A 22703-nucleotide genomic window follows, 5' to 3' on the forward strand; every position below is an offset into this window, starting at 1 on the left:
CGTTCAAGTGTGCTGCCGCGCTGGTACGGCTAGCGCGGCACAGGGGACCCAGGGGTTTTGTACTGCAGCGCCAATCTCACGCGGTGCGTCGGTCCTAAGACCGACTGCGCCGCGCTTCGCCTTAAATCCTGACAGTTCTTTGCAGGACGGTCTTCGTTACTAAGTAGGAATTCAGGCTTTCCTCCCCGCCTTCCCGACCGAACCCGCTCTCTCGTACGCCACCGAACGGAGTGTCTGCGCCAGGGCTACCGAAGTGGTTGATCGACAAGACGCCGCAGTCAAGCTCACGGCTGATCTTTTCCGCGTCGTGGAGCGAATTGGTGAACGCGTAGCCAGCCAGACCGACAGGAAGGCTGTTGGCCAAGGCGATTCCTTCGTCTAGTCCGGACACTGGAACACAGAGAGCGAGGGGACCGAATGGCTCGGTGTGCATAGCATCTGCAGCCATTGGTACGTCAGCTAGAACCGTTGGCGCGTAGAAGTAGCCGCGGTCACCGACTCGCCGACCACCAGCTGCGACTCGCGCACCACACGCCTTGGCATCATCCACCAATGCCGAAACTGATGCCAGCCTTCTGGCGCTTACTACGGGCCCCATCTGAGAGCCGGCCGCAAAGCCGTCACCAACCAGGAGTTCGTTGCAGGCCGAAGCAAACGCGTCCACAAAGTCCGCATATACATCTTGGTGAATGATGAACCGCGTGGGCGAAGCGCAGATCTGGCCAGCCATCCGCATCTTGGCCGCTGTCGCCAACTTTGCCACACTCCGTGGATCTACATCTGCACCCACGAGCACAGGGGCGTGGCCGCCAAGTTCCATCAGCACCGGCTTCATCGCGGCCGCTGCGAGTTGGGTGAGATGCTTACCAACTGGTACGGAGCCCGTCAGGGTGACCATTCGAATGACCGGCGAAGCGATGAGAGTGGACGAGATGACTCCCGGATTGCCGAAAACGAGGTTGAGGACTCCCGGCGGAAGGCCAGCATCAACAAAGCACTGCACAAAGGCGCAGGCAGTCCCCGGAGTTTCCTCAGCGGCCTTGATAACAATGGAGCAACCGGCAGCGATAGCAGCACTGATCTTGCGCGCGGGCGAGCTGAGAGGCACGTTCCACGGTGTGAACGCCGCAACTGCGCCGATTGGTTGACGTAACACCAACTGCTGCATTTGCGACTCCGCTGGAACAATGGTTCCGTAGGTCCGCAATGCTTGCGCAGCATCCCACTCGAGAAAAGTGCTCGCTCGGCTGACTTCTCCGCGAGCTTCGCTAATGGTCTTGCCTTGCTCAAGAGTGATAATCGTTGCGATAGCCTCACTGCGCTCTCGCAGAAGCCGACACGCCTCGAGCAAGATTTTGGATCTTTGCTGAGGCGGCGTTACCCGCCAGACTTGAAATCCAACATCCGCAGCCGCCAATGCGCTGTCCAAGTCGTCTGTAGTCGCCTCGGGAACTTGTCCAAGTACTTCTTCAGTACTCGGATTTGTTACGTCGCAATATACCGGCCGGTCATAATGCCATTGACCATTAATGAAGAGTCCAATGGCGGGATAGGCCTGCGAGGCCTGCGAGGAAGGCGAAGTTTGAGAAATCGGCATCTCCATGTCCAGTAAGCTGTTGCGCTTCAGGTTGATTTAGCTAGCGACGTACTTAAGCCACCGACCACCGTCGACAATCAGGTTCTCGCCGGTCACATAGCCACCAAGGTCGGAGCCCAGAAAAACTGCAGCGTTAGCGATGTCCTGCTTGCGGCCAAAACGGCCGAGCGCCGTCTTGCGAGCTTCAAGGTCACCCTTCCCAGCCTCGATATACATGCGCTGGACCCCTTCAGTGTCGCCAATCGGACCTGGAGAAATGGTGTTGACGCGAATTCCGTCCCCGCCCCATTCAACGGCGAGCGTTCGCGAGAGAGACAGAATGCCGCCTTTGGCTGCCGACGCATGGGCAGCACCAGGCCAGCCAGTAACTCCGAGCATTGTGATGATGCTGATGATCGAGCCGCCGCCCGGGGCGTCCTTCAAGTAGGGGTACGCTGCGTGACAGCCGTGGAAAGTGCCGTTCAGATCGATATCAATGACGGTGCGCCAGCCATTTGGGGACAGCTCGGCCGTCGGGCATACGAAGTTACCTGCTGCGTTATTCACCAAGATGTCAAGGCCGCCAAACGTATCTACCGTAGCCTTAACCGCTTCTTGTACGTCTTCGTAGTTCCTGACGTCCGCTTTGCGGGCAGCGGCCTTGCCGCCTGCTTCCGAAATGGCTTTTGCGGCGGCTTGGACGCGTTCCTCATTTCGGCCAACCAGCATCACCGATGCCCCCAACTGCGCATAGAGCGTCGCGATCTCCAAGCCGATGCCGGTGCCTCCGCCGGTGATGAGTGCAGTGCGGCCTTTCAGGGTGTCATTCGAATACATTAGTGCTGCTCCGTGGTTCGTAACGTAGAGAAGTAGACAGGGCTGCTGCCGGACGGCGGGATGCCCATGCAGCCTCTACTGCAATCCGCGTGCCACACCGGCGTCACTGCGAAAGGTCCATGTAAACGGGACTTTTTTAAAGTCGAGTCCATAGTCAGAGGGCCACAGACTGGTGTTGGCTGAGATGAGGTAGTGTCTGCGGTGTACACAAGTGTCTTTTCCGACTACAGCGAATCGTGGATTCTGGGCTGAGCCGAAGACACGGCACATGCTGCCTTGCAGAAGACCCTTGTATCTGCAAGGGTTGCGGGGCATTTGAAACCAACCTTGAGAGTTGGCACGAGCATTGCAGTGAGGAGGTACCACACTGAATGCATCGAAGGAGACTTACGAATGTCGAAGGAGCTTGTCACCACTGAGCGCCAAGGCTCAGTGCTGGTTATCCGGCTGGACAGCCAAGAGAATCGCAACTCGCTGACCACTGAACTGCGCGAGCAGTTGGGAGAGGCGGTCGATCAAGCCGAACGCGATCGTGCGGTTCGTGCAGTGCTTTTGACGGGTCGGGGCCCGACGTTCTGTTCGGGGGGAGACTTCCGCATGCTCAAGGACGCCTGCGACCCTTGGCCAGTACATCGTCGCTTCCGCAACTTGAGTCGATGGCTGACGCCGTTGATTACCCTGGATAAGCCGGTGGTCGTCGGCGTCAACGGGCACGCGGTGGGCGGTGGTATGGGTCTCGCACTGACCGGCGACGTTGTTATTGCAGGCGAAAGCGCAAAATTCATGTCGGGCTTCTTTAGGTTGGGCACGGTGCCGGACATCGGGACCATGTATCACCTGCCTCGGCTGATTGGCATGGCGAAGGCAAAGAACTTCCTGTTCGGCGGTGCCACCATGTCGGCGCAGGAAGCGGCAGCGCTAGGGATTGTGGCCAAGATCGTGCCCGACGACCAAGTCGAAGCAGCAGGCCTGGAAGAAGCCGCGCGTTTGGCTAGTGGTCCAGCGGAAGTCATGGGTCTGGCTAAGTCACTGATGGCCCGCAGCTTTGAAACGTCTTTGATGGACATGTTTGCGTTTGAAGGTTTCGGTCAGGTACTGGCGATGTCGAACCCCGAGTTCCGTGAGGGTCTCGCTGCTGCCATGGAGAAGCGCGGTGCCGACTTTACTGGCGCTGCCGCAAAGAACTAAACCAATTCAATAGAGAGACAGAGTAATGGACGCGTATCAGGACCCCACCACCTCCTCGGACATCGAGGCTATTCGGGACATGGTCAAGCACTTCATGGAAGCCGAGGTGCTGCCCGTGATGGATGACTTCGAAAAGCGAGGCGAGTTTCCACGGGAACTGGTGCGGAAAGCGGGTGAAGCTGGTTTGTATGGCGCCGTCTTCCCCGAGTCGGTCGGTGGCAGCAACATGGGCTATCTGGCCGCGGCGGTGATTCAGGAGGAGACGGTTCGCCTGGACGTACGTTTCGCCTCCTGCAACAACCAGCAGGGTTCCACTTGCCCGAGCTGTATCTATTTCGGCGGTACTCCGGAGCAAATCCAGAAGTACGTCCCGAATCTGCTGGCCGGCAAGACGATCGGGATGATGTCCCTGACGGAGTCCGGTGGCGGCTCGGACGCGGCGGGCAACATGAAGACCTTCGCTCGACGCGACGGCGACGTGTACCGCATCAATGGCGAGAAGATGTTCGCATCCATCGCAAACGAGACGGACGTAGGAATTCTGTTCGCGAAAACGGATCGCGATGCCGGTGCAAAAGGGGTTACGGCGTTCATTGTTGAGCCAAAAAAATACCCCGGTTGGACTGCGAGGCCCATCGACATGCTGGGTCTCTCGAAGTCGTTCCGCACGAACGTGGTATCGCTCGACGATTTCGTGGTTCCCGTCGAGAACCGCCTTGGCGAAGAAGGCGAAGGCTTCAAGATCATTATGCGAACCCTGCAGCCAGGGCGTGTTGGCGTAGCTGCCAAAGCGCTTGGTGTGGCGCGCGCCTGTTTCGAGGATGCGGTGCGCTACGCCAACGAGCGTGAGGTTCGTGGCCAGCCGATTGGCCGCTTCCAGATGATCCAGTCGGACATCGCCGAAATGGCCGTGGCAATCGAAGCGAGCCGTGCCATGGTGTACAAGGCCGCGATGATGATGGATGCGAGTCAGCCTTCGAACCGCATTGCGGCAATCGCCAAGTTCCACGCCTCGCAAACCGCGAAGTTCTGTGCTGACAAGGCGATGCAGATCTTCGGCGGCTACGGCCTTGCTATGGAATACCGGGTGTCGTACTACCGCGCATATGCCGACATGTTCTTTACTGGCGAAGGGTCGGCAAACGTTCAGAAGATCATGATTGCCGAGGACGCTCTCGGCTACAAGTTGGCGGATCGCCACCACGGGAAGACTGGGCTGCGCGACATTCGCAAGGACGATGTCATCCGCGAGTGGCAAAAAGATAACGCGTGAGGGAAACGATGTCCGACTTTCTAAAGTTCGAGATTGACAACGGCATTGGGCTCATCACGCTCAATCGGCCAGAGAAGCTCAACGCTTTCAATGACGACATGTTGCAAAAGTGGCTGGATGCCCTAGAGCAATGCCGTACGGACCCAGAAGTACGGGTCATTGTGATGACCGGGACAGGGCGTGCCTTTACGACTGGCGGAGACGTCGAAACGTTCTCTGCCTCTGCGGCAATGACCCCGGCGCGGATTAAGGCAAGGGTTGCGGACGGAATTCAGCGTCTTCCTCGGAAGATCGCTGAAATTGACAAACCGGTAATTGCAGCCTTGAACGGCTTCGCGACGGCCGGTGGCCTTGACATCGCGCTTGCTTGTGACATCCGTTTCGCAGCGGAGAGCGCCCGGTTTGCAGAAACCTATGCACGTATGGGCTTGATTCCCGGTGTCGGCGGCGCGTACTTCCTGCCCCGTGTAGTTGGAATGGCCAAGGCGCTGGAGATGTTCTGGACGGGAGACTGGGTAGACGCTCAAGAAGCAGAACGGATTGGCCTGGTCAACAAGGTGTTCCCTGACGACGACCTTCTGGCCCGTACGCTGGAGTTTGCTCGTCGCGTAGCCGATGGAGCGCCTCTGGCCGTCCAGCTTATCAAGCGAGTAATGCGGTTCAGCATGGACAAGGACCTGGCAACTGCCCATGAAATTGTCGCGGCGAACCTGCCAATCGTACGCACAAGTGAGGATCACGCCGAAGCCGTTCTTGCATTCAAGGAGAAGCGGCCCCCGAAGTTCGCCGGCAAGTGACATCGACCGAATTTAAGCTAACGAATCAAGCATCGAAATGACTAGCAAGCACCCCCTCGACAACTTCTTCCGGCCGCAAAGTGTGGCGATAGTTGGAGCTTCGCCGCAGGTCGGCAGCCCGCGAAATTCCCTTGTAAAAGTCCTGCTTAAGCATGGATTTGAGGGCCGCGTATATCCCGTGAGCCCAAGCCATGCTGAAATTGAAGGCATGCAGGCTTACAAGAATGTCGCCGAGTTGCCTGAAGTTCCGGACGTCGCACTCGTCATCACGCCTGCTCAAACTGTGCCTGCTGTGATCGCGGAATGCGGAGCCAAGGGAATTACGAACGCAGTTGTGTTCAGTTCCGGCTTTGAAGAAGTTGAGGGCGGCCAAGAGCACGCTGACAGGATGGCCGAGGCCGCGGCTCAGTACGGTGTGAAAGTACTCGGCGCGAACTGCCAGGGAGTTTGGTCTGTCCGCGCGCGTACGATGCTTACCTTCAGCCCCGCGCTTCGGAATCTGGATGTCGTGCAGCATGCCCCGATTGCGGTTGTCAGCCAGAGCGGCGCACTCGCCGGCGCGATCGGTAACTCTTTGCAGAACAACGGCATGGGTTGCTCCTATATCGTTAGCGTCGGCAATGAGACCTGCCTTGACGCTCTGGATGCGCTGAGCTGGGTTATCGAGCAGGACGATGTGCGTGTAGTCGCGCTGTATATCGAAGGGCTTGACGACGCGCATCGCATTCTGCAGATCGCGGACAGGGCGCGGGAACGTGATGTACAAATTGTCGTTCTAAAAGCCGGACGGTCGGAGGTGGGCCAGCAGGCAACGGCGTCGCATACGGGCAAGATCGCCTCGGCGCATGCGGTCTACCATGATGTCTTGGAGCAGGCAGGCGTGATCTCGGTGGACAGCCTGCTGGAGGCCCTTGCCGCTGTGGAGGCCTTGGCCTTTCTGAAGCATCCGCGTGTTACTGGAGATGCGAAGGGCGGTGTCTCCGTACTCTCGTCTTCGGGTGGCGCCGGCGCGCTGTTGGCCGACCATAGCAGTGAGTTTGAGATCCCGATGGCGGAATTCCGCGAGGAGACTGTGACTACACTTCACGAGATTCTTCCGTCTTTCGCGAGAAAGGAGAATCCAGTCGATCTGACGGGGCAGATCAACACGGTCCCGACTATGTTCCGGGATGCCTGCGCGACGGTGCATGACGACGCTCGAACGGAAGCGATTGTTATCCAGTTCGCCAGCAGCGGACGCCGGTATCTCCAGGACAATGTGGAAGTTTTCAAGTCCATGGCTCAGGACCTTCCGGTAATTGTCAGTTTCATTGGCGAGAACATGGAGCAAGATACGCGCAAGATGTTCCGTGAAGCCGGCGTGCTACTGAGCTCTGACCCGTCCGTCACTATGCGTGCCCTTTCGTGGCTCTACATGCGCAACCGGATGCATGCCTGGCCGAAGGCAAGCGAACGCCGCGTTCTTGAAGAGCGACCGGCACCCAACGATTGGGAAAGTCTCATGAAGTTCTGTGAGGACAGTGCGCTAACTCCCGCGAAGTGGCTGGTACTGGGGCCTAATGATCGCGCTGAGATAGCATGCGCGTCGCTGAACTATCCGCTGGTCGTAAAGGTCTTGCCGTCCGAATCGGAGCACAAGACCGAATTGGGCCTGGTGAAACTCCGCGTGCAAACGCCAGAGGACGTCGATCGCCATGCGCAGGCGTTCCGAAGCCAGCTGGGCAAGCCGGCTATGGGTGTACTGGTTCAGGAGATGGTGGGGGATGGCGTCGAGGTTGTCCTATCCTGCATGCGCAATACCGACTTCGGTCCCGTGCTCTCCATTGGGTCGGGCGGCGTGGCAGTAGAACTGTACCGAGATATCGCGCACTTGGCCCTCCCGGTTACGCCGCAACAGGTTATCGCAGCGATGAAGAAGCTGAAGCTGTGGACGCAACTGCAGGGCTTCCGCGGCAAGCCAGCAGCTGATATTGCCGCGCTGGCAGAAGCAGCATCACGCTTTGGTGACACGTTCCTGGCTAGCCCGACTATCCGGGAAGTAGAGATCAATCCTGTCATCGTACGGCCCGCTGGCGAAGGGCTGTGTGCAGTTGACGCGTTGGTGACAACGAACAGCTGAGATCCACGAAAAGTTGGATTCTAGTGATAGAAAGTCAGACTGACGCATGACGCAGCAGTCGACGCGCTAGCAGTAAGGGCTGAGCATCAAGCTCAGCCCTTTTTGTTTTGGGCCACGGTTGTCGCGCACTTACCGCAATGCCACTAGCGTAGTTGGGATCCATCGCCACTCTAAGCCTCCATAAATTGCTTATGCTTGGAGGGGCCATCCGGAATCTACTGAGGATCCTCTGGGTGTATTTCATGTCCTTGGCGAGGTCACCTTGTCTTTCGAAAGCACACAAAAAAAACCGCCTCGGGGAAAGACGAGGCGGACAGAATCGCTGCGCGCTAAGCATAGCGGTAACGGCGCACCGAGAGACAACTGATTCGCACTAGCCAATGCAACTACTGTGCCTGTGAAAGTTCCCAACAACTCTAGTTACGAAAAATGGAGATTCCTTAGTAACTTCGTCGAAGCGCGTATCGATGGTGCGATGACGCATATTTCGTAAAAATAGATGGCGCAGAAGTTGCTTTGTATCCTTCGCTGTTTATATAAGTAAAGGAGACGAAGGACATGAAAATTAAAGTCAAAGCACTGGTGCTGGCGCTTGGAAGTGCTGCAATATTTTTGGGATTGGTTGAACCCGCTTCGGCTAACGACACCTACCCCTCGCGGCCGATTCGGGTGATCGTGCCGAATTCCGCCGGGGGTGGACTCGACGTGACAACGCGACGCGTCGTTAAGTTGATGAGCGAGAATCTAGGTCAGCCCATTGTGGTGGAAAACCGTTCTGGCGCCGACACTCTGGTTGGCACTCGGGTTGCAAAGGCTGCACCTGCAGACGGCTACACGATTCTGGCCAACGCCGCTACGATCACAATCCAACCCTTCGTTAAAGAGGACCCTGGCTACGACCTCAATAAGGATTTTGTGGGCGTCGGGCCGATGGCTCGGTCGCCGTTCATGCTGCTGGTTCCAGGGGTAGGTCCCGACCATACCCTGGCTGAGTTTGTGGCACGGGCGAAGGCGAACCCGAACAAGCTCTCCTACGCTTCGGCTGGTCTTGGAACTACGACGCAACTGGTCGCAGCGATGTTCCTGCACAGTGCCGGTCTCAAGCTCTTGCATGTTCCCTACAAGGGCAACGCGGCGGCCATGCCCGACGTGCTCGGTGGTCGTGTCAACATGATCTTCGGCTCATATGACACCACTTCTGGAAACATCAAGGCAGGACAGGTAAGGGCGCTAGGCATTTCGTCGACTACGCGCATTTCCGCCCTTCCTAACCTCCCGACTATCGCTGAGCAGGGCTACCGCGACTTCAGCTACTACTACTGGTCTGGTCTCTTCCTGCCGGCGGGCACGCCAAAGGCCATCGTCGATCGCTTGGCGGTAGCATTGCGCTACGCGTTGTCGAACGCGGAGCTGGACGCAACCTTTCGCTCCGAAGGCACCGAGATCATGAAGCAGTCGCCTGCTGAGTTCGCTGATTTTCTGAAGTCGGAGATGGCCAAGATGTCCAAAGTCACCGCTGAGCTGAATGTTCAGAAGCAGTAAGGCACTGTCAGGCCTTACCCTATGATGCTGTGGTGACCGTTCCTCCTTGATGCAATCGCATTTGGCACGGTCACAGCAGAATGCCCGTTCAGCCTGAACGACTCAATACCGGAGGCGGAAGCCAACCAAGCCTCGGCGTTATCGTATCGATACCTGTCATTTTTCCGCTGCCAGGTCCTCCGGCTGTTACCCCTGCCGAGCAAACTTTTCTCCTTTCCAAACATCGTGAGAGTCATCGGATGCGTGTCCCATTTCCAGGCGACCATTGCGATAAGCTGTCTTCCAAAGCCGGCTCAATCTCGGCGCCAGCGAAAGACTCACTTACGGCGGGCGGCCACGGCCACGACCTATTCAAGGTCCGGATAAGGTCCCTCTTGCCAAGAATCTGCCAACCCGGGACAAATGTCGTGCACTATAGGGCAGCGCCGAAATGATAGGGGTGCGTAGGGTCGTTGCGCGCGCCTTGCGTCAGCATGAAGGACCCCGCTCCCGAGGTAGCTTGGGGCCACACATGCGAATCCGCCGTGGACCGCATTGGATGCGACCTCAATTCCAAGTGCCGACCGTCACGCTACAGGCGTATCGACATGCCTGTTGGGTTAGTGCAGCGCGATGACATCTTCTCAGGGTAGGGGGTCTGCAAGCAACTCCATTTGCTCGATGGAGGCGCCAAACTGTTCGTGCAGCGCATTCTCCAATCGACAGAGATCTGAGAAACCATAGTCGAGGGAGTTACGAGGGGCCAGCCCAGCGAGAATGTCGTACGCGAACCGAGCTAGTCGTTGCTGTCGAAGTATGCCGCGAAGGCTCTCCCCTTCGTGCATTAGTCGCCGCGACAAGACCGAAGCTTTCAGACCGACGATCCTTCCTGTGGTCTCCAGACTCCAGTCCAGGTGTGGGGCGCTGAAGATCTTCGTAGAAATTTGAGCAGCGAGCGGCCGCCGGTTGCTTTGGTCAGTGGTGACGAGCTGCAAAGGCGCGGACGAAAAATGGGAAGATAAACGAATGAGGGTGGTGAACCTGTCGATGTCCATGGCGGCACCCGGCATGAGGCAAATTCCAATGGGCTCGAAAGCGGGCAATAGTCGGAAGTCACCCTGCTTCAAGTATCGCGCAAAGCCGCGCGTCTCGACCTCGCAAAGTCCCTCCGTCACCCGTATGCTCAACGGGAACGGTACGTTGAAATTTCTGATCCGAGTCAGACGGAACTCAACGGCTCGAACCCGAAGCCGAGTTGAGAACTCCGGCGAGGAACATTCCGGCGAGGAACATTGACCCGCCGCCTCCCGGGCGAGTCTGCTGAAAGTGGAAACGTTTGCCATAGCGTGCTCGTCGACCCAGAGGGGCAAGTTGTTATTCGACTTCGGCACTCAGCAGCGACAGGCCCAGGCCGGCGCGGCGCCACAGCCACGGGCTCGGACGGTAGCGCATGTCGCCAGTCAGGCGGTTCATGTTGCGCAGCACTTCCAGAATCACATGGGCGCCGATCGTGTCGCCCAGTGCCAGCGGACCCTTCGGATAGCCCAGGCCCAGATTCACGGCAAGGTCGATATCGGTCGGCGTGGCGATGCGCTGCTGCGCGATGTCGCTGGCGATGTTCACGATGCAACCGATGATGCGCTGGGCAATGAAACCGGCCGAATCGCGGATCACGGTCACAGGCAAGCCATCGCTGGCAAACAGGCCTTGCGCGGCATCGCGTGCGGCGGCGCTGGTGGCTGGCGTGGTCATCAGCGTGCGGCGCTTGGTGGCTTCGAACGGCATCAGGGTGTCGATGGCCACCACGCGCGTGGCGTCCAGGCCTTCTTCCAGCGCAGCGGTGGTGGCGTCCAGGCCCAGCGGCGTGACCACGATCAGGGCGTCGGACGATGGCTGGTTGCCCGCTTCAACGGTCACGCCCAGCGCGGCAAGCAGCTTGACGGTCATGGCGTGGCCACGCTCGTTGGCGCGGCTTACCCATACGCTGGCCGGACGGGCATCGGGTACCGGCTGCGCAGGGGGCACCTGCTTCTGGCCTTCCGGATACGCATAGAAGCCGGCGCCGGTCTTGCGGCCCAGCAGGCCACCTACCGAGCGCAGCGCCGTGATCGGCGACGGGCGGTAGCGCGGCTCCTGGTAGAACTGGTTGTAGATCGACTCCATCACCGGATGCGACACGTCGAGCCCGGTCAGGTCCATCAGCTCGAACGGGCCCATGCGGAAGCCGGCCTGCTCGCGCATGATGTTGTCGATGTCGACGAACGCGGCCACGCCTTCCTGCGCGGCCTTCAGGCCCTCGATGTTCATGCCGCGGCCTGCATGGTTCACGATGAAGCCCGGCATGTCCTTGCAGCGCACCGGCGTATGGCCCATGCGGCGCGACAGTTCCATCAGGCGGTCGCCCACGGCGGGGTCGCCCGACAGGCCATCGATCACTTCCACGACCTTCATCAGCGGCACGGGGTTGAAGAAGTGATAGCCCACCACGCGGCCCGGCAGCTTCGCACCCACGGCGATGGCCGTGATCGACAGCGACGAGGTGTTCGACGCGATCACCGCGTCTTCACGCAGGATGGCTTCGAGCTTTGCCACCAGGTCGCGCTTGACGTCCAGGCGTTCGACGATGGCTTCCACCACCATGTCGCAGCCGGCCAGGTTTTCCAGCGCGCTGCAGGCCTTCACGCGGGCCAGCGCGGCCTCGCTGTCGGCAGCGCTGATCTTGCCCTTGTCGGCCAGCTTGGCAAGAGTATCCTGCAGGTACTGGCGTGCGGAGGCCACGGCCTGTGCGTTGGTGTCGAACAGGTGGACAGTCAAGCCGGCCTGCGCGGCGATCTGGGCGATACCGCGGCCCATGGCACCCGTGCCAACAATGCCAATGTTCTGAATAGCTGAGTTCTGCATTCGATTGTGAATTCAATCAGCCCTTGAGCGGGCAGTTGGTTTGCGATACGGGTTGGAAAGCCGTAGCGCCGGGAATGACCTTGCGAATCTTGAGAAGATCGAAAGCCGACTTTGACTCTGATGGCTTCTTTGCTTCGGCCAAGTACATGTCATGGACCATCTGCCCATTTGCCTCGATACGGCCGTTCTTCACGAAGAAATCATTGATGGGCGTCTTTCGCATGTACGCCATCACTTTCTCGGAGTCGGTGCTGCCAACTGCCTGGATTGCCTTCAAGTACTGCGTGGTTGCCGAGTACATCCCCGCTTGGACCATTGTGGGCATAAGCTTGGTCTCGCTCTGATAGCGCATGCCAAACTTGCGAGTCTCGTCGTTGTAGTCCCAATAGAACGCTGTCGTGAACTGAAGGCCTTGTGCGACGTTCAGGCCCATGCCACGCAGGTCGTTGTCAAATATCAGCAACGGGGCAATAACCTGTTTGCCTTTACCGAGGCCAAACTCTGCCGCCTGACGGACTGCGTTCTGGGCGTCCCTGCCAGCGTTTGCGAGCGCGATGACATCAGCCTTCGACGCTTGAGCTTGGAGCAAATACGAGGCGAAGTCGGGCGCTGAGAGGGGGTGCCGTACCTTTCCCACGACTTTTCCTCCACCTTCTTGGACAACGGAAGTTGCGTTCTCTTCCAGCGAGTGGCCGAATGCGTAGTCAGCTGTGATGAAGAACCAGTTCTTCTTGCCTTCCGAGACAATCGCTTGCGCCGTGCCGTGAGCAAGCGCGTAGGTGTTATAGACGTAGTGAATGCCGAAGGGCGAACATTGCTTTCCCGTAAGTTCGGTCGTGGCGGAGCCGGCGAAGATGGTGACCTTTTTCTTACTTTCACCGAGCTTTTGGAGTGCTAGCGCGGAGGCTGAATCGGTAGATTCAATAATCATCTCCACGTTGTCCCTGTCGTACCACTCACGGGCTTTTGTCGCGGTCACATCTACCTTGTTTTGGTAGTCTGCGGTGAGGACCTCGATGGGACGGCCAAGGACTTTTCCTCCAAAGTCCTTGACGGCCATTTTTACGGCGGCAATGCCTCCGGGACCACCGATGCCCGAATACACGCCGGTCATGTCGACCAGGACTCCGATCCGAACAGCTTCTTGTGCCTGAACTGGCGCCGCGCCAAGCAATGCAAGGCCTGCGAAGCCAGCGAGAATATGTCGCCGGTTCATGTCTGTCTCCTTCGTACTGTTGATTTTGGTCTTGTGTTCAGTTTTTGGCCTTAGACCAAATTGCATAGGGGTCTACGGTCGACCCTAAAGCGGGGGAATCCGAAGACGTTGCGTCGGAGCGGAAGTGCTCCGCCACGGGAACCGGCAGCGCTGCTATCTCGTCGCCGTCCGATGTTCGGACCCGTCTACGGAAGAGACCGCGATCTACAAAATGCGGATCATGAACCGCCTCCTCAAGGGAGACAACGCGTACCGTACAGACGTCCTGCCCTTCGAATCTGCGTTCCCAGAACGCGGCGGTCTGCTGGCAGACCGCGTGGGACACCATCTGGTGAACCTGTTTGGACGGAAGACGGGAGAGGTATCCCTCGTCCAACTGAAGAAGCCGAACGAAGTTGCTCCAGAACTTGTCCTCGAGAGGGGCTGCAGCCAGGTACTTGCCGTCAGACGTGCGATAGATCTGATACCGAGGAGTACCCCCAGCGACTACCCCTGACCCTGGGGATGGCCACTGGCCGCCCGCACCATCGGCGAGCCCCCAATATTGGAAGGCGAAGAGGTTGTCAGCCATTGACACGTCGATGTATGTACCTTGGCCGGTCTGATCTCGCTGCCGGAGTGCGAGGAGAATATTTATTAGTGCGGGGTAGCTACCACCTGCAATGTCGGCGATCAGGGCGGGTGGAAGCACGGGGGCTCCATCTCGGTCGCTGGTTACTGAGAGCAGCCCAGTGCTTGCGGCGTAGTTCAAGTCATGAGCGGCTTGCTGTGCGCGCTCACCTTTCTGTCCATACCCGGTGATGGAGCAGTAGATCAGCCGAGGATTCAGCTTAGACAATTCCTCGTAGCCCAGTCCCAGACGCTCCATTACTCCAGGCCGAAACTGCTCCACCAAGACGTCGGCCTCGACGATCAGCGGAGTGAGCTTTTCTACAGCATGGTCGTCCTTCAAGTCGAACTCGAAGGACTTTTTTCCTCTGTTCAAGAGCAGGAAGTTAATGCTATCTGCCCCGAGCTTTGGCTCGTATGTCCGCATCTCGTCGCCACGACCGGGACGCTCCACTTTTACGACGTCAGCGCCAGCTTCCGCCAGGATGAGGGTACATAGCGGTCCGGGCAAAAGAGTGCTGAAGTCCAGGACCTTTACGCCAGCAAGGGGCAGATTCATGACGCTTACTTTTTTGCTCGATTTGCTGCAACTTGGGCCCGGCGTGCCGGTGCATACGCTTCCTGTCCCAATGCCTCATGCAAGGCGCTGGTGACTGCGAAGTGATGCTCCAAACCAGTTCGTTCTAGAATGGAAATGGGACCTTCCGGGTACCCAAGTCCAAGGCACAGGGTCTTGTCCATATCAGCGGCCGTTGCGAGTTTCTCGTCGAGACGGCGCAAGGCAGCGTTGTAGTACGGGCGGATTAGACGATCCACAATCCGGCCGGGGAAGTCGTTGCACACGGCGACCTTGAGGCCTGCCTCGATGAATGCTTGGCGCGCGGCATCGATGGCACTCTGCTTCGTCCCCGGCTGCTTAACTAGCTCGACAAGTTGGCTCGGAGCCGAGTTGCCAAGACGGAAGCGCGCGAAACCAACAACATTTGAGGTCTCTGCGCCGTCTTGTTCGCCATTGTGAGTGGCCAAGCACTCAGTACCCAGTTCGATCGCGACGAACGAGCTGTCGGAGTTTGAAGCCGAAATGAGGAACGATTGACCCGCTTCAGAACCAACGAAAACCACACCGGTTCCAGACGAAGCAGCGTTTTCTAGGAACGGGTGGGCTTCGGGAAAGGAGCGGCTTTCGCCGCTGTTGACAATCTTGTAGCTCATATCAGGCTCCGAACATTTTCGAATCACCATACGCATGGAAGCCGCGACCGGTCTTCTTTCCGAGTCGCTTGGCGGCAATCATGCGACGGACCAGGGGAGGGCACGCGGCGCGAGGCTCATGCGTGAGGCCGTGCATGGCTTCGCACAGGAGCTTCTGCGTATCCATCCCCACCAGATCAAGCAGTTCAAGCGGGCCCATCGGGTAGCCCAGAGCCGTTTTGATTGCAACGTCGATGTCCGCCGGTTCGGCGACGCCTTGCTCCACAAGTCGGATAGCGTCGTTGTTGAACGGGATAAGGAAATAGTTGAGGATGAATCCTGGCGTGTCCAGCGTCTTTACGGGCTTCTGACCCATTTTCTCGGCGCATTGCCACGCTTTGGTGAATGTCTCCTCGGACGTCGCGATGCCAGGCGACATCTCAATCAACTTCATGAGCTGTGCCGGTAGGCAGAAGTGCATGCCAACGAACCGGTCCGCCCGACCACTTCCACCTGCGATCTCGGTGATGGAGATCGTTGAGGTGTTCGACGCGAAAATCGTGTTCTCGTTGCAGACCTCGTTGAGCGCCGAGAAGAGCTGGTGCTTAACGGAAAGGTCCTCAAAGATGGCCTCAATGATGAGGTCACATTGCGCCATGTCCTGCAGGCTTGTGGTGCCCTGCCACCGGTCCATGATGAGAGGCACATCCGATGCCTGCAGCTTGCCTCGCTCTGCCGACTTCGTCAGAAATGCTTCGGTCTGTTTGCGTGCCCGATCCAGTGCATCCTGGCGCGTGTCGTAGACAATAGTGCGAAATCCGGCACGTGCTGCGACGATGGCAATGCCCGCGCCCATGGTTCCACTTCCAGCCACGCCGATTGTTCTAATTTCGGTCATTTAAACGTCTCCTATTTCGTGAGGAAGCTGCGACCAATAAGTTGACGATGTACTTGATTGGTGCCTTCCCAAATCTGGGTGATCTTGGCGTCTCGCATGAGACGCTCGACTCGATAGTCGTTGCAGTAGCCATAGCCGCCCAGAAGCTGGACAGCATCGGTGGTGATACGCATAGCTGCGTCCGTAGCGCGAAGCTTCAGGAGGGATGCTTCCACACCAAAATCCGTCGCTCCCTGATCCACCATCTCGCCAATGCGCCATAGCCATGACTCACACAAGACCAGCTCGGATGCCATGTCCGCAAGCATGAACTGAATGCCCTGGAACTCGAGGATCCGCCGGCCAGACTGTTTGCGCTCATTGATGTACGCGGTGGCGTCTTCAAACGCGGCCCTCGCAATGCCCAACGCATGAGCGGCGACGCTCGGTCGAGAGCGGTTTAGCGAGCCAAACAGGATCTTCAGGCCATCGCCAGGTGCGCCAAGTAGATTTGCCATGGGCACGCGGCAATTTTCGAACAAAAGCGCCGCAGTGCTTGACGCGCGTGTCCCCATCTTGTGTTCGGTGTTCAGAACAGAGAGGCCCGGCGTTCCCTTTTCGAGTACAAGGACCGAGATGGACTTCTTGCTGTCTTCGATTCCGGACCACTTTCCGAAAAGAAGGTACAGATCCGCGACGTCGCCGTTCGTGATGAAGACCTTTCCGCCGTTGATCACGATTTCGTCACCCTCTTGGGTGAAGGTAGTCCGCATTCCGGTGGCGTCCGAACCTGCTGAAGGCTCCGTGATAGCGAGAGAAGCCAGTGCACCTTCGGCCAACTTGGGCAAAAGGCGCAGCTTCTGTTCTTCGTTTCCGTACTCGATCAGCGGCTTCATTGCATGAAAGTTCGTAGCCCAAATGATGCCGGTCGACGCGCAGGCCTTCGAGATTTCTCGCACACATGCGAGATAGCTCAGAAACGATGTTTGTACGCCTCCATATGCCTCTGGAACAAACATGGCGTTCAAACCGAGACCATTGATTGCCTTGATGTTGTCCCAGGGAAAGGCGGCGGTTCTGTCGTATTCTGCTGCCCTTGGGGCGATCTCATCGCGACATAGTGTGCGGACACTGTCCAGCAGCATCTGCTCTTCGTCAGAGAACTTAAGGCTCTGGTCGAGACGTTCAAGAATGTTCATGTCATTGCTCCGTCGTCAAAGGGCCATGCCCTGGCCACCGTCGACATACAGCGTTTCACCGGTAAGGAAGCGTCCGGGCAGTTGATAGAGCATCGAGACGAGGGAGGCTACATCCGAAACGCTTCCCGGACCGCCGGTGGGAATGCGTTTCTCCAGGAATGCTCGAAGCGAACCGGCGTTAAGTTCCTCCCGGTTTAGGTCGGTCTCGATGTAGCCTGGCGCCACGTTGATAACCCGGATCTGGTCTCGCGCCCATTCCACCGCAAGGCAGCGGGTGATGGCGCCGACTGCTGCCTTTGAAGCGCAATAGGCAACGTTGGATCTCACCCCAAGCTTTTCGTAGAACGACCCAATGTTGACGATTAGGGCGCCGGCAGCGCGTACGAGGTAAGGGTATGCAACTTGGCTGACGGCGAAAACGGAGGTGGCGTTTGCCACCATGACCTTCTCGTAGTCGGCAATGGGAAAATTGCTGGACTTTCCCTGGAGGTGCATGCCGGCATTGTTCACAACGCCGACGATATGGTTCTGCGTTCTTCCTGCGACCGTTGAGAAGGCGCTCGCAATGGACTTAGCATCTGTAATGTCGCACTTGACGGCAAAGAGCCTGGTCGCAAGGCCGCTTTCTGCAGCCGTGCCTGGAAGCTCGCCGGACCGTGAGAGGCATGCGACTTCGAACCCCTGATTTGCGAGCTCTAGTGCGATTGATGCTCCAATTCCACGACTGGCGCCGGTCACGACTACACACTGGTTTCTCATTTCATGCATCCTTGAATACCGGCGGGCGCTTCTCGACGAATGCCGACGTTCCCTCAATCGCGTCCTGCGTTTGGTAGGCGAGGGTGGACAAATCGGCCTCAATACGAAGACCTTCACTGAGCGTCGTCGTCGATGCGCGCTGAACGGCTTCGCGAGCGAACTGGGAGGCGCAACGACTAAACTCCAAAAATGGTTCTAGCCAGGACTTACCGAGAGCGACGGGGTCATCGCCCTCCACGACCTTGCTTACGAGACCGATTTGCGTGGCCTCCGTAGCGTCGATGCTGCGGCCAGACATGATGAGTTCGAGTGCGCGCGTCTCGCCGACCAGCCGTGGTAGACGTTGAGTGCCGCCATAACCTGGGATCAGGCCCAGCTTGATCTCGGGGAGCCCCATCTTTGCTCTCGCAGTTGCGATGCGGAACGTGCATGCCAAAGCGAGTTCCAAGCCGCCGCCGAAGGCGTATCCATGGATCACCGCGACGGAAGGGATGGTCAGCTCAGCCAGCTTGCCGAAAGCCCGTTGACCGAGCAGCGCGCCTTCTCGTTGAGCGGTCAGGTCGCGATCCATCAGCTCCTTGATGTCGGCGCCTGCGCAGAAAGCCTTAGGCCCGGCGCCGACAATCACCAACCCGCGAGCCGCGGAGGCTTTGATCTCTTCGATCTTGTCCCCAAATGCGCGGAGAGTCGAAAAGTTCAGAGCGTTTAGCGCTTCAGGGCGGTTGAGAGTCAGGATTGCAAACTGACCGGAAAATGAAAGTTCAGTGCTCATCTCAGGCCCCTGTGCTGACGGTGGCCTTGTAGCGCACCGCAACTGGATTGATCTTTCCTAAGCGGGCCATTTCCACGAGTTCGCGCTTCAGAATCTTGCCGCTGGCGGTCAAGGGGAAGTTCTCCAGGCCGATGAAGTACTCGGGCATGTCGTACTTCGAAAGGCCGCAAGTTGCGAGGTGGGTAAGCATCTCGTCGGGATCAATCTCTTGGCCTGCCCGCGGAATGACGGAAAGGCAGACCTTTTCGCCGAGTCGCTCATCGGGAACGGCGAAGGCCGCTGCTCGTTCCACTCCTTTGTGGCGCATCGCCAGTTCCTCGATGTGCGCCGGATGGATGTTGTGGCCGCCACGGATAATCAGGTCCTTCTTCCGCCCGACGATCATGAGGCAACCGTCTTCATCCATAACGCCGAGGTCGCCGCTCATGAACCATCCATGCACGTTGAAGGATGTCTCCGTTGCCACCTGGTTGCTGAAGTAACCGAGCATGAGCACACCGCCGCGACCGCCGATCTCGCCAACTTCGCCAATCGCTGCTTCTTCGTCAGGGTTTTCCTGCTTCCAGATCCGCACTTCGTAGGAGTCGCAAGGGCGACCGCACGTAGAGACAATTACGTCAGGACTGTCAGTAGGAACGGTGTAGTTGTGCGAGCCGTTCTCCGTCATGCCGTACACATTCTGCGGCGTGACACCGAGATTCACGAAGCGCTCCGCCACGTCGCGGGGGATAGCAGCTCCGGCCATGTAGAACGTCCGCACGTCGCCGAGCGACTTCATCCCTCGGTCGCGAACGGCCTGAAGGATATCCATCGCATGGGTTGGGACACCCATCACGTAGGATGCACCTGTTTCAAGAATCCAATCCAGGGCGTTCTTGCCGCGGCGAGAATTCGCCATGACCAGTTCCATGCCGGCGACCAGGGATTGCTCGAATGCCACCGTTGCGATGTGGTGGCTCATCGGGCTGAGGGTCAGGACAATGGTTTCTGCCGAGTGACCCCAATCTGCCACGAGGGCACGGCCGTTTGCGAGCAGCGTGTTATCGCTGTGCATGACGCCCTTGGGCAGACCCGTCGTTCCGGAGGTGAAAGCCAGATAGACGATCTTGTCTGGATTCAGATCTGGAATTGTCAGAGCAGCGGGCGGCTGGCGATCCGGGAAGGGTTGCGACCCTGCCGGAAGCTCGGCCGCTGCAGCCTGCGTATCGGGAAGGGCGTAAGTCGCCGAGAGAGTAGGAATGTCAGCAACGCGCGCGAAAACCGAATGCTCGTTGGCGTCTGCGCCGTATCCAGGCATAGCAAACAGCGCTTTGCACTGGATTCGGTTCAGGAGCGTGCAGATCTCATCCACCGTGTAGTTCTGGTGCAACGATGGGCAGCAGACATAGCCATTCCTGGAACAAGCGAGGAACACAATGACTGTGTGCACCACATTTGGCAGCCAGACTCCAACGCGGTCGCCCGGCTTCAGACCTTTCCTGTGAAGGCTTTCGGCTACGCTATCGGCCCATTCGACCACTTCGCGCCAGCTCAGGCGGACTTCCGAGTCGCGCAGAGCGCAGGCACTTGGACGCTCTCGCGCATGGCGGCGGGCGAGTGTGTACAGAGTCTCCTGCTGCCAGACGCCGGAGAGGTAATAGTCTCGGGCGTCCTTCGGATTGTGGAGCGTCAGAATGTTTTGCATCGCTGTGACTCGTCAGTTCAGTGGCCGAACTTGCTCGTATCCGGCTTGCGACGTTCCGAGAAGGCCGCCGCCAGTTCGTGGTGCTCTTCTGTGTCGAGGTAGCCGCGCAGCAGAAGGTCGTGTGCCATGCGGGAGAGGCCGGAGACACCGCCATGGCGCGCATTGAAAGCGCTCTTGAGGGATGCAAGTGCGAAGGCGCCGCGCTCTGCCACTTCGAGGGCGTACTCGCGCGTAGCCGCTTTCAGATCAGCGTCCGGGACAACACGATTGATGAGGCCGATTTCCATCGCTTCGCGGGCTGTCATCTTCGGATTCCGGAACCAGATATCCTTGGCTCGCTTCTTTCCGACGAGGTCTTCGAGATACCAGGTCCCATAGCCGCCGTCGAAGCTGCCGACCATCGGGCCAACCTGGCGGAAGATTGCGGACTCTTTTGCGATCGTCATGTCGCAAACAACTTGAAGGACGTTACCGCCGCCGACCGCAAATCCATTGACGGAGGCGATGACGGGCTTTTGCAGGCGATCGATGCTCTCGTACATTTCCAGCGTGGGAAGCACGCCTGCGTACAGCGTCGAGTCCTCCATACCGTCTTTCCGGCCTCCGGTGCAGAAGAACTTGTCGCCTGCGCCCGTGAGCACGATCACACGAGTGCGAGTCTCGCGGCGGATCGCATTGATGCAGTCGCGAATCTCGTGGCACATGCGTTCCGTGAACATGTTCCCGTCGTGCGGGCGATTCAGCGTGATGGTGCCGATGGGACCGTCTTCTTCGTAGAGAATCTCTTCGTAGCTCATGAGTTTTTTCCTAGTTAAACGATTTCCGAATCAATTAGTCCGGAGATGCAGGTGGATGACATAGACAGGCGGTCTCGGAGGATTTCCTCCGAATGCTGTCCGAGCGTGGGGGGCGGTGTGCGCAGCGTCGCGCTCTTGCCGTCGAAACGAATACCTAGGCCAACCTGGGGAATGCGCCCGTCCGGTCCTTCAGCCACGTAGAAGAGGCCGTCATCCTGCAGCACTCGATCTGCTACAAGTTGGTCGAGTGTGTTGATGGGGCCGGCGGGGATACGATGCTTGGCAAACAGATCTAGCCACTCTGCGCGGGGGCGTGTGGAGAGAATCTCTGAGATAGCTACGACGATGCGTTCGCGCGCGTGACGACGCTTGGCGTTGCTATTGAGCTCTTCATGCGCAGCAACGTCCGGTTGACCCACGGCCTCCCAGAAGCGTTTCCAGATTCCGTCGTTTCCGAGGCCGAGCGTCATTGGATGGTCGGCGGTATCGAACACCTGATAGATTGCAATGACAGAGTCGCGCCCCCCAGCTCGCTTGGGAACATCGCCCGAGCCCATATAGGGAACGATTTTCGGTGCCATGAAGCGAGCGGAACTGGCGACCATTGAGACGTCAATCTGGCGCCCCTTCCCTGATTGTTGACGGGCGTAGAGGGCCGCAAGTGTTGCCATCGCAGCGTCTTGACCCGCGAGTAGGTCGGAGGCCGGGGTCCCAACTTTCTGGGGGCCGCTATCCGGCTCTCCTGTCAGGTCCATGATTCCTGCATAGCCTTCGGCAATCAGGTCATAGCAGGGCAGATCCGCACGAGGGCCGTCGAGCCCGAAGCCCGTAATCGAGACGTGAATCAACGCGGGATTGAGGGCTTGCAACGTCGTGTAGTCAAGGCCGAGCTTCTTTTGCACCTTGGCGCTGGTGTTCATCATGACGACGTCGCACGTCTTGGCCAGATCGTGCAGGACGCGTTGTCCTTCGGCCCGAGACGTGTCAATGGTGATGCTCGACTTGTTCCGGTTGACGCTCAGGAACCAGAGAGATTCGCCTGCAAGAAACGGGGGGCCCCACGCGCGAGTGTCGTCGCCACCACCGCGGCGCTCCACTTTGATGACTTCAGCGCCGAGGTCAGCCAGCAGTTGGGTACCGTAAGGGCCTGCCACCGAGGTCGTCAGGTCCAGTACCGTGACGTCTCTCAGCAGCTCGAGGCCTTCGGAGGGCGGCTGCAGCGGCAGTGTATTCAGGATGTTCATTTTGGGCCGTCGGAAGGTTGACGGACCTCTTACTGCAATCAGCGTGCCACTAGACGAAAGCGGACTGGCATAGGTTGTGCGTGAGTCGTCATGCCATTTCACTCACGAAGCCTGCCAAGGTAGTACTGGCAAGGGTTTCGGAG

Annotated in this window: 19 protein-coding genes; 5 read left to right on the forward strand and 14 right to left on the reverse strand. The window is 58.4% G+C overall.

Going from position 1 to position 22703, the window contains the following annotated elements; genetic code table 11:
- Positions 1 to 121 precede the first annotated feature (121 nt).
- Together K6G35_RS21370 and K6G35_RS21375 are read right to left on the reverse strand one after the other, a co-directional pair.
- Positions 122 to 1603: an NAD-dependent succinate-semialdehyde dehydrogenase gene (locus K6G35_RS21370; protein ID WP_495677019.1), complete on the reverse strand. Its 1482-nt coding sequence runs from the start codon at positions 1601 to 1603 to the stop codon at positions 122 to 124.
- A 30-nt stretch (positions 1604 to 1633) separates the two neighbouring features.
- Entirely contained in the window at positions 1634 to 2413 is a 780-nt protein-coding gene (locus tag K6G35_RS21375; RefSeq protein WP_495677020.1) for an SDR family oxidoreductase, read from the reverse strand.
- Between the two features lie 393 nt (positions 2414 to 2806).
- Between K6G35_RS21375 and K6G35_RS21380 the strand changes: the two genes are divergently transcribed.
- From K6G35_RS21380 to K6G35_RS21400, 5 genes are all read left to right on the forward strand, one after another.
- Positions 2807 to 3601: an enoyl-CoA hydratase/isomerase family protein gene (locus K6G35_RS21380; RefSeq protein WP_495677021.1), complete on the forward strand. Its 795-nt coding sequence runs from the start codon at positions 2807 to 2809 to the stop codon at positions 3599 to 3601.
- Positions 3602 to 3626: 25 nt separating this feature from the next.
- Positions 3627 to 4874 carry an acyl-CoA dehydrogenase family protein gene (locus tag K6G35_RS21385; protein WP_495677022.1) on the forward strand — a complete coding sequence of 416 codons (1248 nt, stop codon included), beginning with the start codon at positions 3627 to 3629 and terminating at the stop codon, positions 4872 to 4874.
- Between the two features lie 8 nt (positions 4875 to 4882).
- On the forward strand, positions 4883 to 5671 hold the full coding sequence (locus K6G35_RS21390) for an enoyl-CoA hydratase/isomerase family protein (protein ID WP_495677023.1): 789 nt from the start codon (positions 4883 to 4885) through the stop codon (positions 5669 to 5671).
- A gap of 37 nt (positions 5672 to 5708) precedes the next feature.
- Complete coding sequence (locus K6G35_RS21395) at positions 5709 to 7790, forward strand: acetate--CoA ligase family protein (protein ID WP_495677024.1); 2082 nt, start codon at positions 5709 to 5711, stop codon at positions 7788 to 7790.
- Between the two features lie 558 nt (positions 7791 to 8348).
- On the forward strand, positions 8349 to 9332 hold the full coding sequence (locus tag K6G35_RS21400; RefSeq protein WP_495677025.1) for a Bug family tripartite tricarboxylate transporter substrate binding protein: 984 nt from the start codon (positions 8349 to 8351) through the stop codon (positions 9330 to 9332).
- Positions 9333 to 9955: 623 nt separating this feature from the next.
- On the opposite strand, the gene K6G35_RS21405 is transcribed toward K6G35_RS21400, so the two are convergent.
- From K6G35_RS21405 to K6G35_RS21460, 12 genes are all read right to left on the reverse strand, one after another.
- Entirely contained in the window at positions 9956 to 10381 is a 426-nt protein-coding gene (locus tag K6G35_RS21405) for a hypothetical protein (protein WP_495677026.1), read from the reverse strand.
- Positions 10382 to 10685: 304 nt separating this feature from the next.
- Positions 10686 to 12212, reverse strand: a complete 1527-nt coding sequence (locus tag K6G35_RS21410; protein WP_495677027.1) for a 3-hydroxyacyl-CoA dehydrogenase — start codon at positions 12210 to 12212, stop codon at positions 10686 to 10688.
- A gap of 16 nt (positions 12213 to 12228) precedes the next feature.
- Positions 12229 to 13428, reverse strand: a complete 1200-nt coding sequence (locus K6G35_RS21415) for an ABC transporter substrate-binding protein (RefSeq protein WP_495677028.1) — start codon at positions 13426 to 13428, stop codon at positions 12229 to 12231.
- A gap of 37 nt (positions 13429 to 13465) precedes the next feature.
- On the reverse strand, positions 13466 to 14596 hold the full coding sequence (locus K6G35_RS21420) for a CaiB/BaiF CoA transferase family protein (protein ID WP_495677029.1): 1131 nt from the start codon (positions 14594 to 14596) through the stop codon (positions 13466 to 13468).
- 5 nt (positions 14597 to 14601) lie between these two features.
- Positions 14602 to 15249: a 3-hydroxyacyl-CoA dehydrogenase family protein gene (locus K6G35_RS21425; RefSeq protein WP_495677030.1), complete on the reverse strand. Its 648-nt coding sequence runs from the start codon at positions 15247 to 15249 to the stop codon at positions 14602 to 14604.
- Position 15250: 1 nt separating this feature from the next.
- The gene (locus K6G35_RS21430) at positions 15251 to 16126 is read right to left on the reverse strand and encodes a 3-hydroxyacyl-CoA dehydrogenase family protein (protein ID WP_495677031.1); all 876 of its coding nucleotides are present in this window, start codon (positions 16124 to 16126) and stop codon (positions 15251 to 15253) included.
- Positions 16127 to 16137: 11 nt separating this feature from the next.
- On the reverse strand, positions 16138 to 17304 hold the full coding sequence (locus K6G35_RS21435; protein ID WP_495677032.1) for an acyl-CoA dehydrogenase family protein: 1167 nt from the start codon (positions 17302 to 17304) through the stop codon (positions 16138 to 16140).
- A gap of 15 nt (positions 17305 to 17319) precedes the next feature.
- A complete protein-coding gene (locus K6G35_RS21440) occupies positions 17320 to 18072 on the reverse strand; it encodes an SDR family NAD(P)-dependent oxidoreductase (RefSeq protein WP_495677033.1) in 753 nt (250 codons plus the stop codon).
- Positions 18065 to 18835 (reverse strand): enoyl-CoA hydratase/isomerase family protein, encoded by a 771-nt coding sequence (locus K6G35_RS21445; protein WP_495677034.1) that lies wholly within the window; start codon positions 18833 to 18835, stop codon positions 18065 to 18067. Before K6G35_RS21445 ends, K6G35_RS21440 begins: the two co-directional genes overlap by 8 nt.
- A 1-nt stretch (position 18836) precedes the next feature.
- Positions 18837 to 20519: a class I adenylate-forming enzyme family protein gene (locus tag K6G35_RS21450; RefSeq protein ID WP_495677035.1), complete on the reverse strand. Its 1683-nt coding sequence runs from the start codon at positions 20517 to 20519 to the stop codon at positions 18837 to 18839.
- Positions 20520 to 20536: 17 nt separating this feature from the next.
- The gene (locus K6G35_RS21455) at positions 20537 to 21316 is read right to left on the reverse strand and encodes an enoyl-CoA hydratase-related protein (RefSeq protein ID WP_495677036.1); all 780 of its coding nucleotides are present in this window, start codon (positions 21314 to 21316) and stop codon (positions 20537 to 20539) included.
- A gap of 14 nt (positions 21317 to 21330) precedes the next feature.
- Positions 21331 to 22560, reverse strand: coding sequence for a CaiB/BaiF CoA transferase family protein (locus K6G35_RS21460; RefSeq protein ID WP_495677037.1), 1230 nt, complete (start codon positions 22558 to 22560; stop codon positions 21331 to 21333).
- Positions 22561 to 22703 lie beyond the last annotated feature (143 nt).

The organism is Cupriavidus sp. HY129 (genome assembly GCF_059492215.1).

Excerpts from the sequence above, each read along its gene's own strand:
- K6G35_RS21370 (WP_495677019.1), bottom strand. The coding sequence starts at position 1,603 with ATGGAGATGCCGATTTCTCAAACTTCGCCTTCCTCGCAGGCCTCGCAG.
- K6G35_RS21425 (WP_495677030.1), bottom strand. The coding sequence starts at position 15,249 with ATGAGCTACAAGATTGTCAACAGCGGCGAAAGCCGCTCCTTTCCCGAA.
- K6G35_RS21415 (WP_495677028.1), bottom strand. The coding sequence starts at position 13,428 with ATGAACCGGCGACATATTCTCGCTGGCTTCGCAGGCCTTGCATTGCTT.
- K6G35_RS21445 (WP_495677034.1), bottom strand. The coding sequence starts at position 18,835 with ATGAGCACTGAACTTTCATTTTCCGGTCAGTTTGCAATCCTGACTCTC.
- K6G35_RS21420 (WP_495677029.1), bottom strand. The coding sequence starts at position 14,596 with ATGAATCTGCCCCTTGCTGGCGTAAAGGTCCTGGACTTCAGCACTCTT.
- K6G35_RS21410 (WP_495677027.1), bottom strand. The coding sequence starts at position 12,212 with ATGCAGAACTCAGCTATTCAGAACATTGGCATTGTTGGCACGGGTGCC.
- K6G35_RS21380 (WP_495677021.1), top strand. The coding sequence starts at position 2,807 with ATGTCGAAGGAGCTTGTCACCACTGAGCGCCAAGGCTCAGTGCTGGTT.
- K6G35_RS21430 (WP_495677031.1), bottom strand. The coding sequence starts at position 16,126 with ATGACCGAAATTAGAACAATCGGCGTGGCTGGAAGTGGAACCATGGGC.
- K6G35_RS21460 (WP_495677037.1), bottom strand. The coding sequence starts at position 22,560 with ATGAACATCCTGAATACACTGCCGCTGCAGCCGCCCTCCGAAGGCCTC.
- K6G35_RS21435 (WP_495677032.1), bottom strand. The coding sequence starts at position 17,304 with ATGAACATTCTTGAACGTCTCGACCAGAGCCTTAAGTTCTCTGACGAA.
- K6G35_RS21405 (WP_495677026.1), bottom strand. The coding sequence starts at position 10,381 with ATGCCGGGTGCCGCCATGGACATCGACAGGTTCACCACCCTCATTCGT.
- K6G35_RS21400 (WP_495677025.1), top strand. The coding sequence starts at position 8,349 with ATGAAAATTAAAGTCAAAGCACTGGTGCTGGCGCTTGGAAGTGCTGCA.
- K6G35_RS21390 (WP_495677023.1), top strand. The coding sequence starts at position 4,883 with ATGTCCGACTTTCTAAAGTTCGAGATTGACAACGGCATTGGGCTCATC.
- K6G35_RS21375 (WP_495677020.1), bottom strand. The coding sequence starts at position 2,413 with ATGTATTCGAATGACACCCTGAAAGGCCGCACTGCACTCATCACCGGC.
- K6G35_RS21455 (WP_495677036.1), bottom strand. The coding sequence starts at position 21,316 with ATGAGCTACGAAGAGATTCTCTACGAAGAAGACGGTCCCATCGGCACC.
- K6G35_RS21440 (WP_495677033.1), bottom strand. The coding sequence starts at position 18,072 with ATGCATGAAATGAGAAACCAGTGTGTAGTCGTGACCGGCGCCAGTCGT.
- K6G35_RS21450 (WP_495677035.1), bottom strand. The coding sequence starts at position 20,519 with ATGCAAAACATTCTGACGCTCCACAATCCGAAGGACGCCCGAGACTAT.
- K6G35_RS21395 (WP_495677024.1), top strand. The coding sequence starts at position 5,709 with ATGACTAGCAAGCACCCCCTCGACAACTTCTTCCGGCCGCAAAGTGTG.
- K6G35_RS21385 (WP_495677022.1), top strand. The coding sequence starts at position 3,627 with ATGGACGCGTATCAGGACCCCACCACCTCCTCGGACATCGAGGCTATT.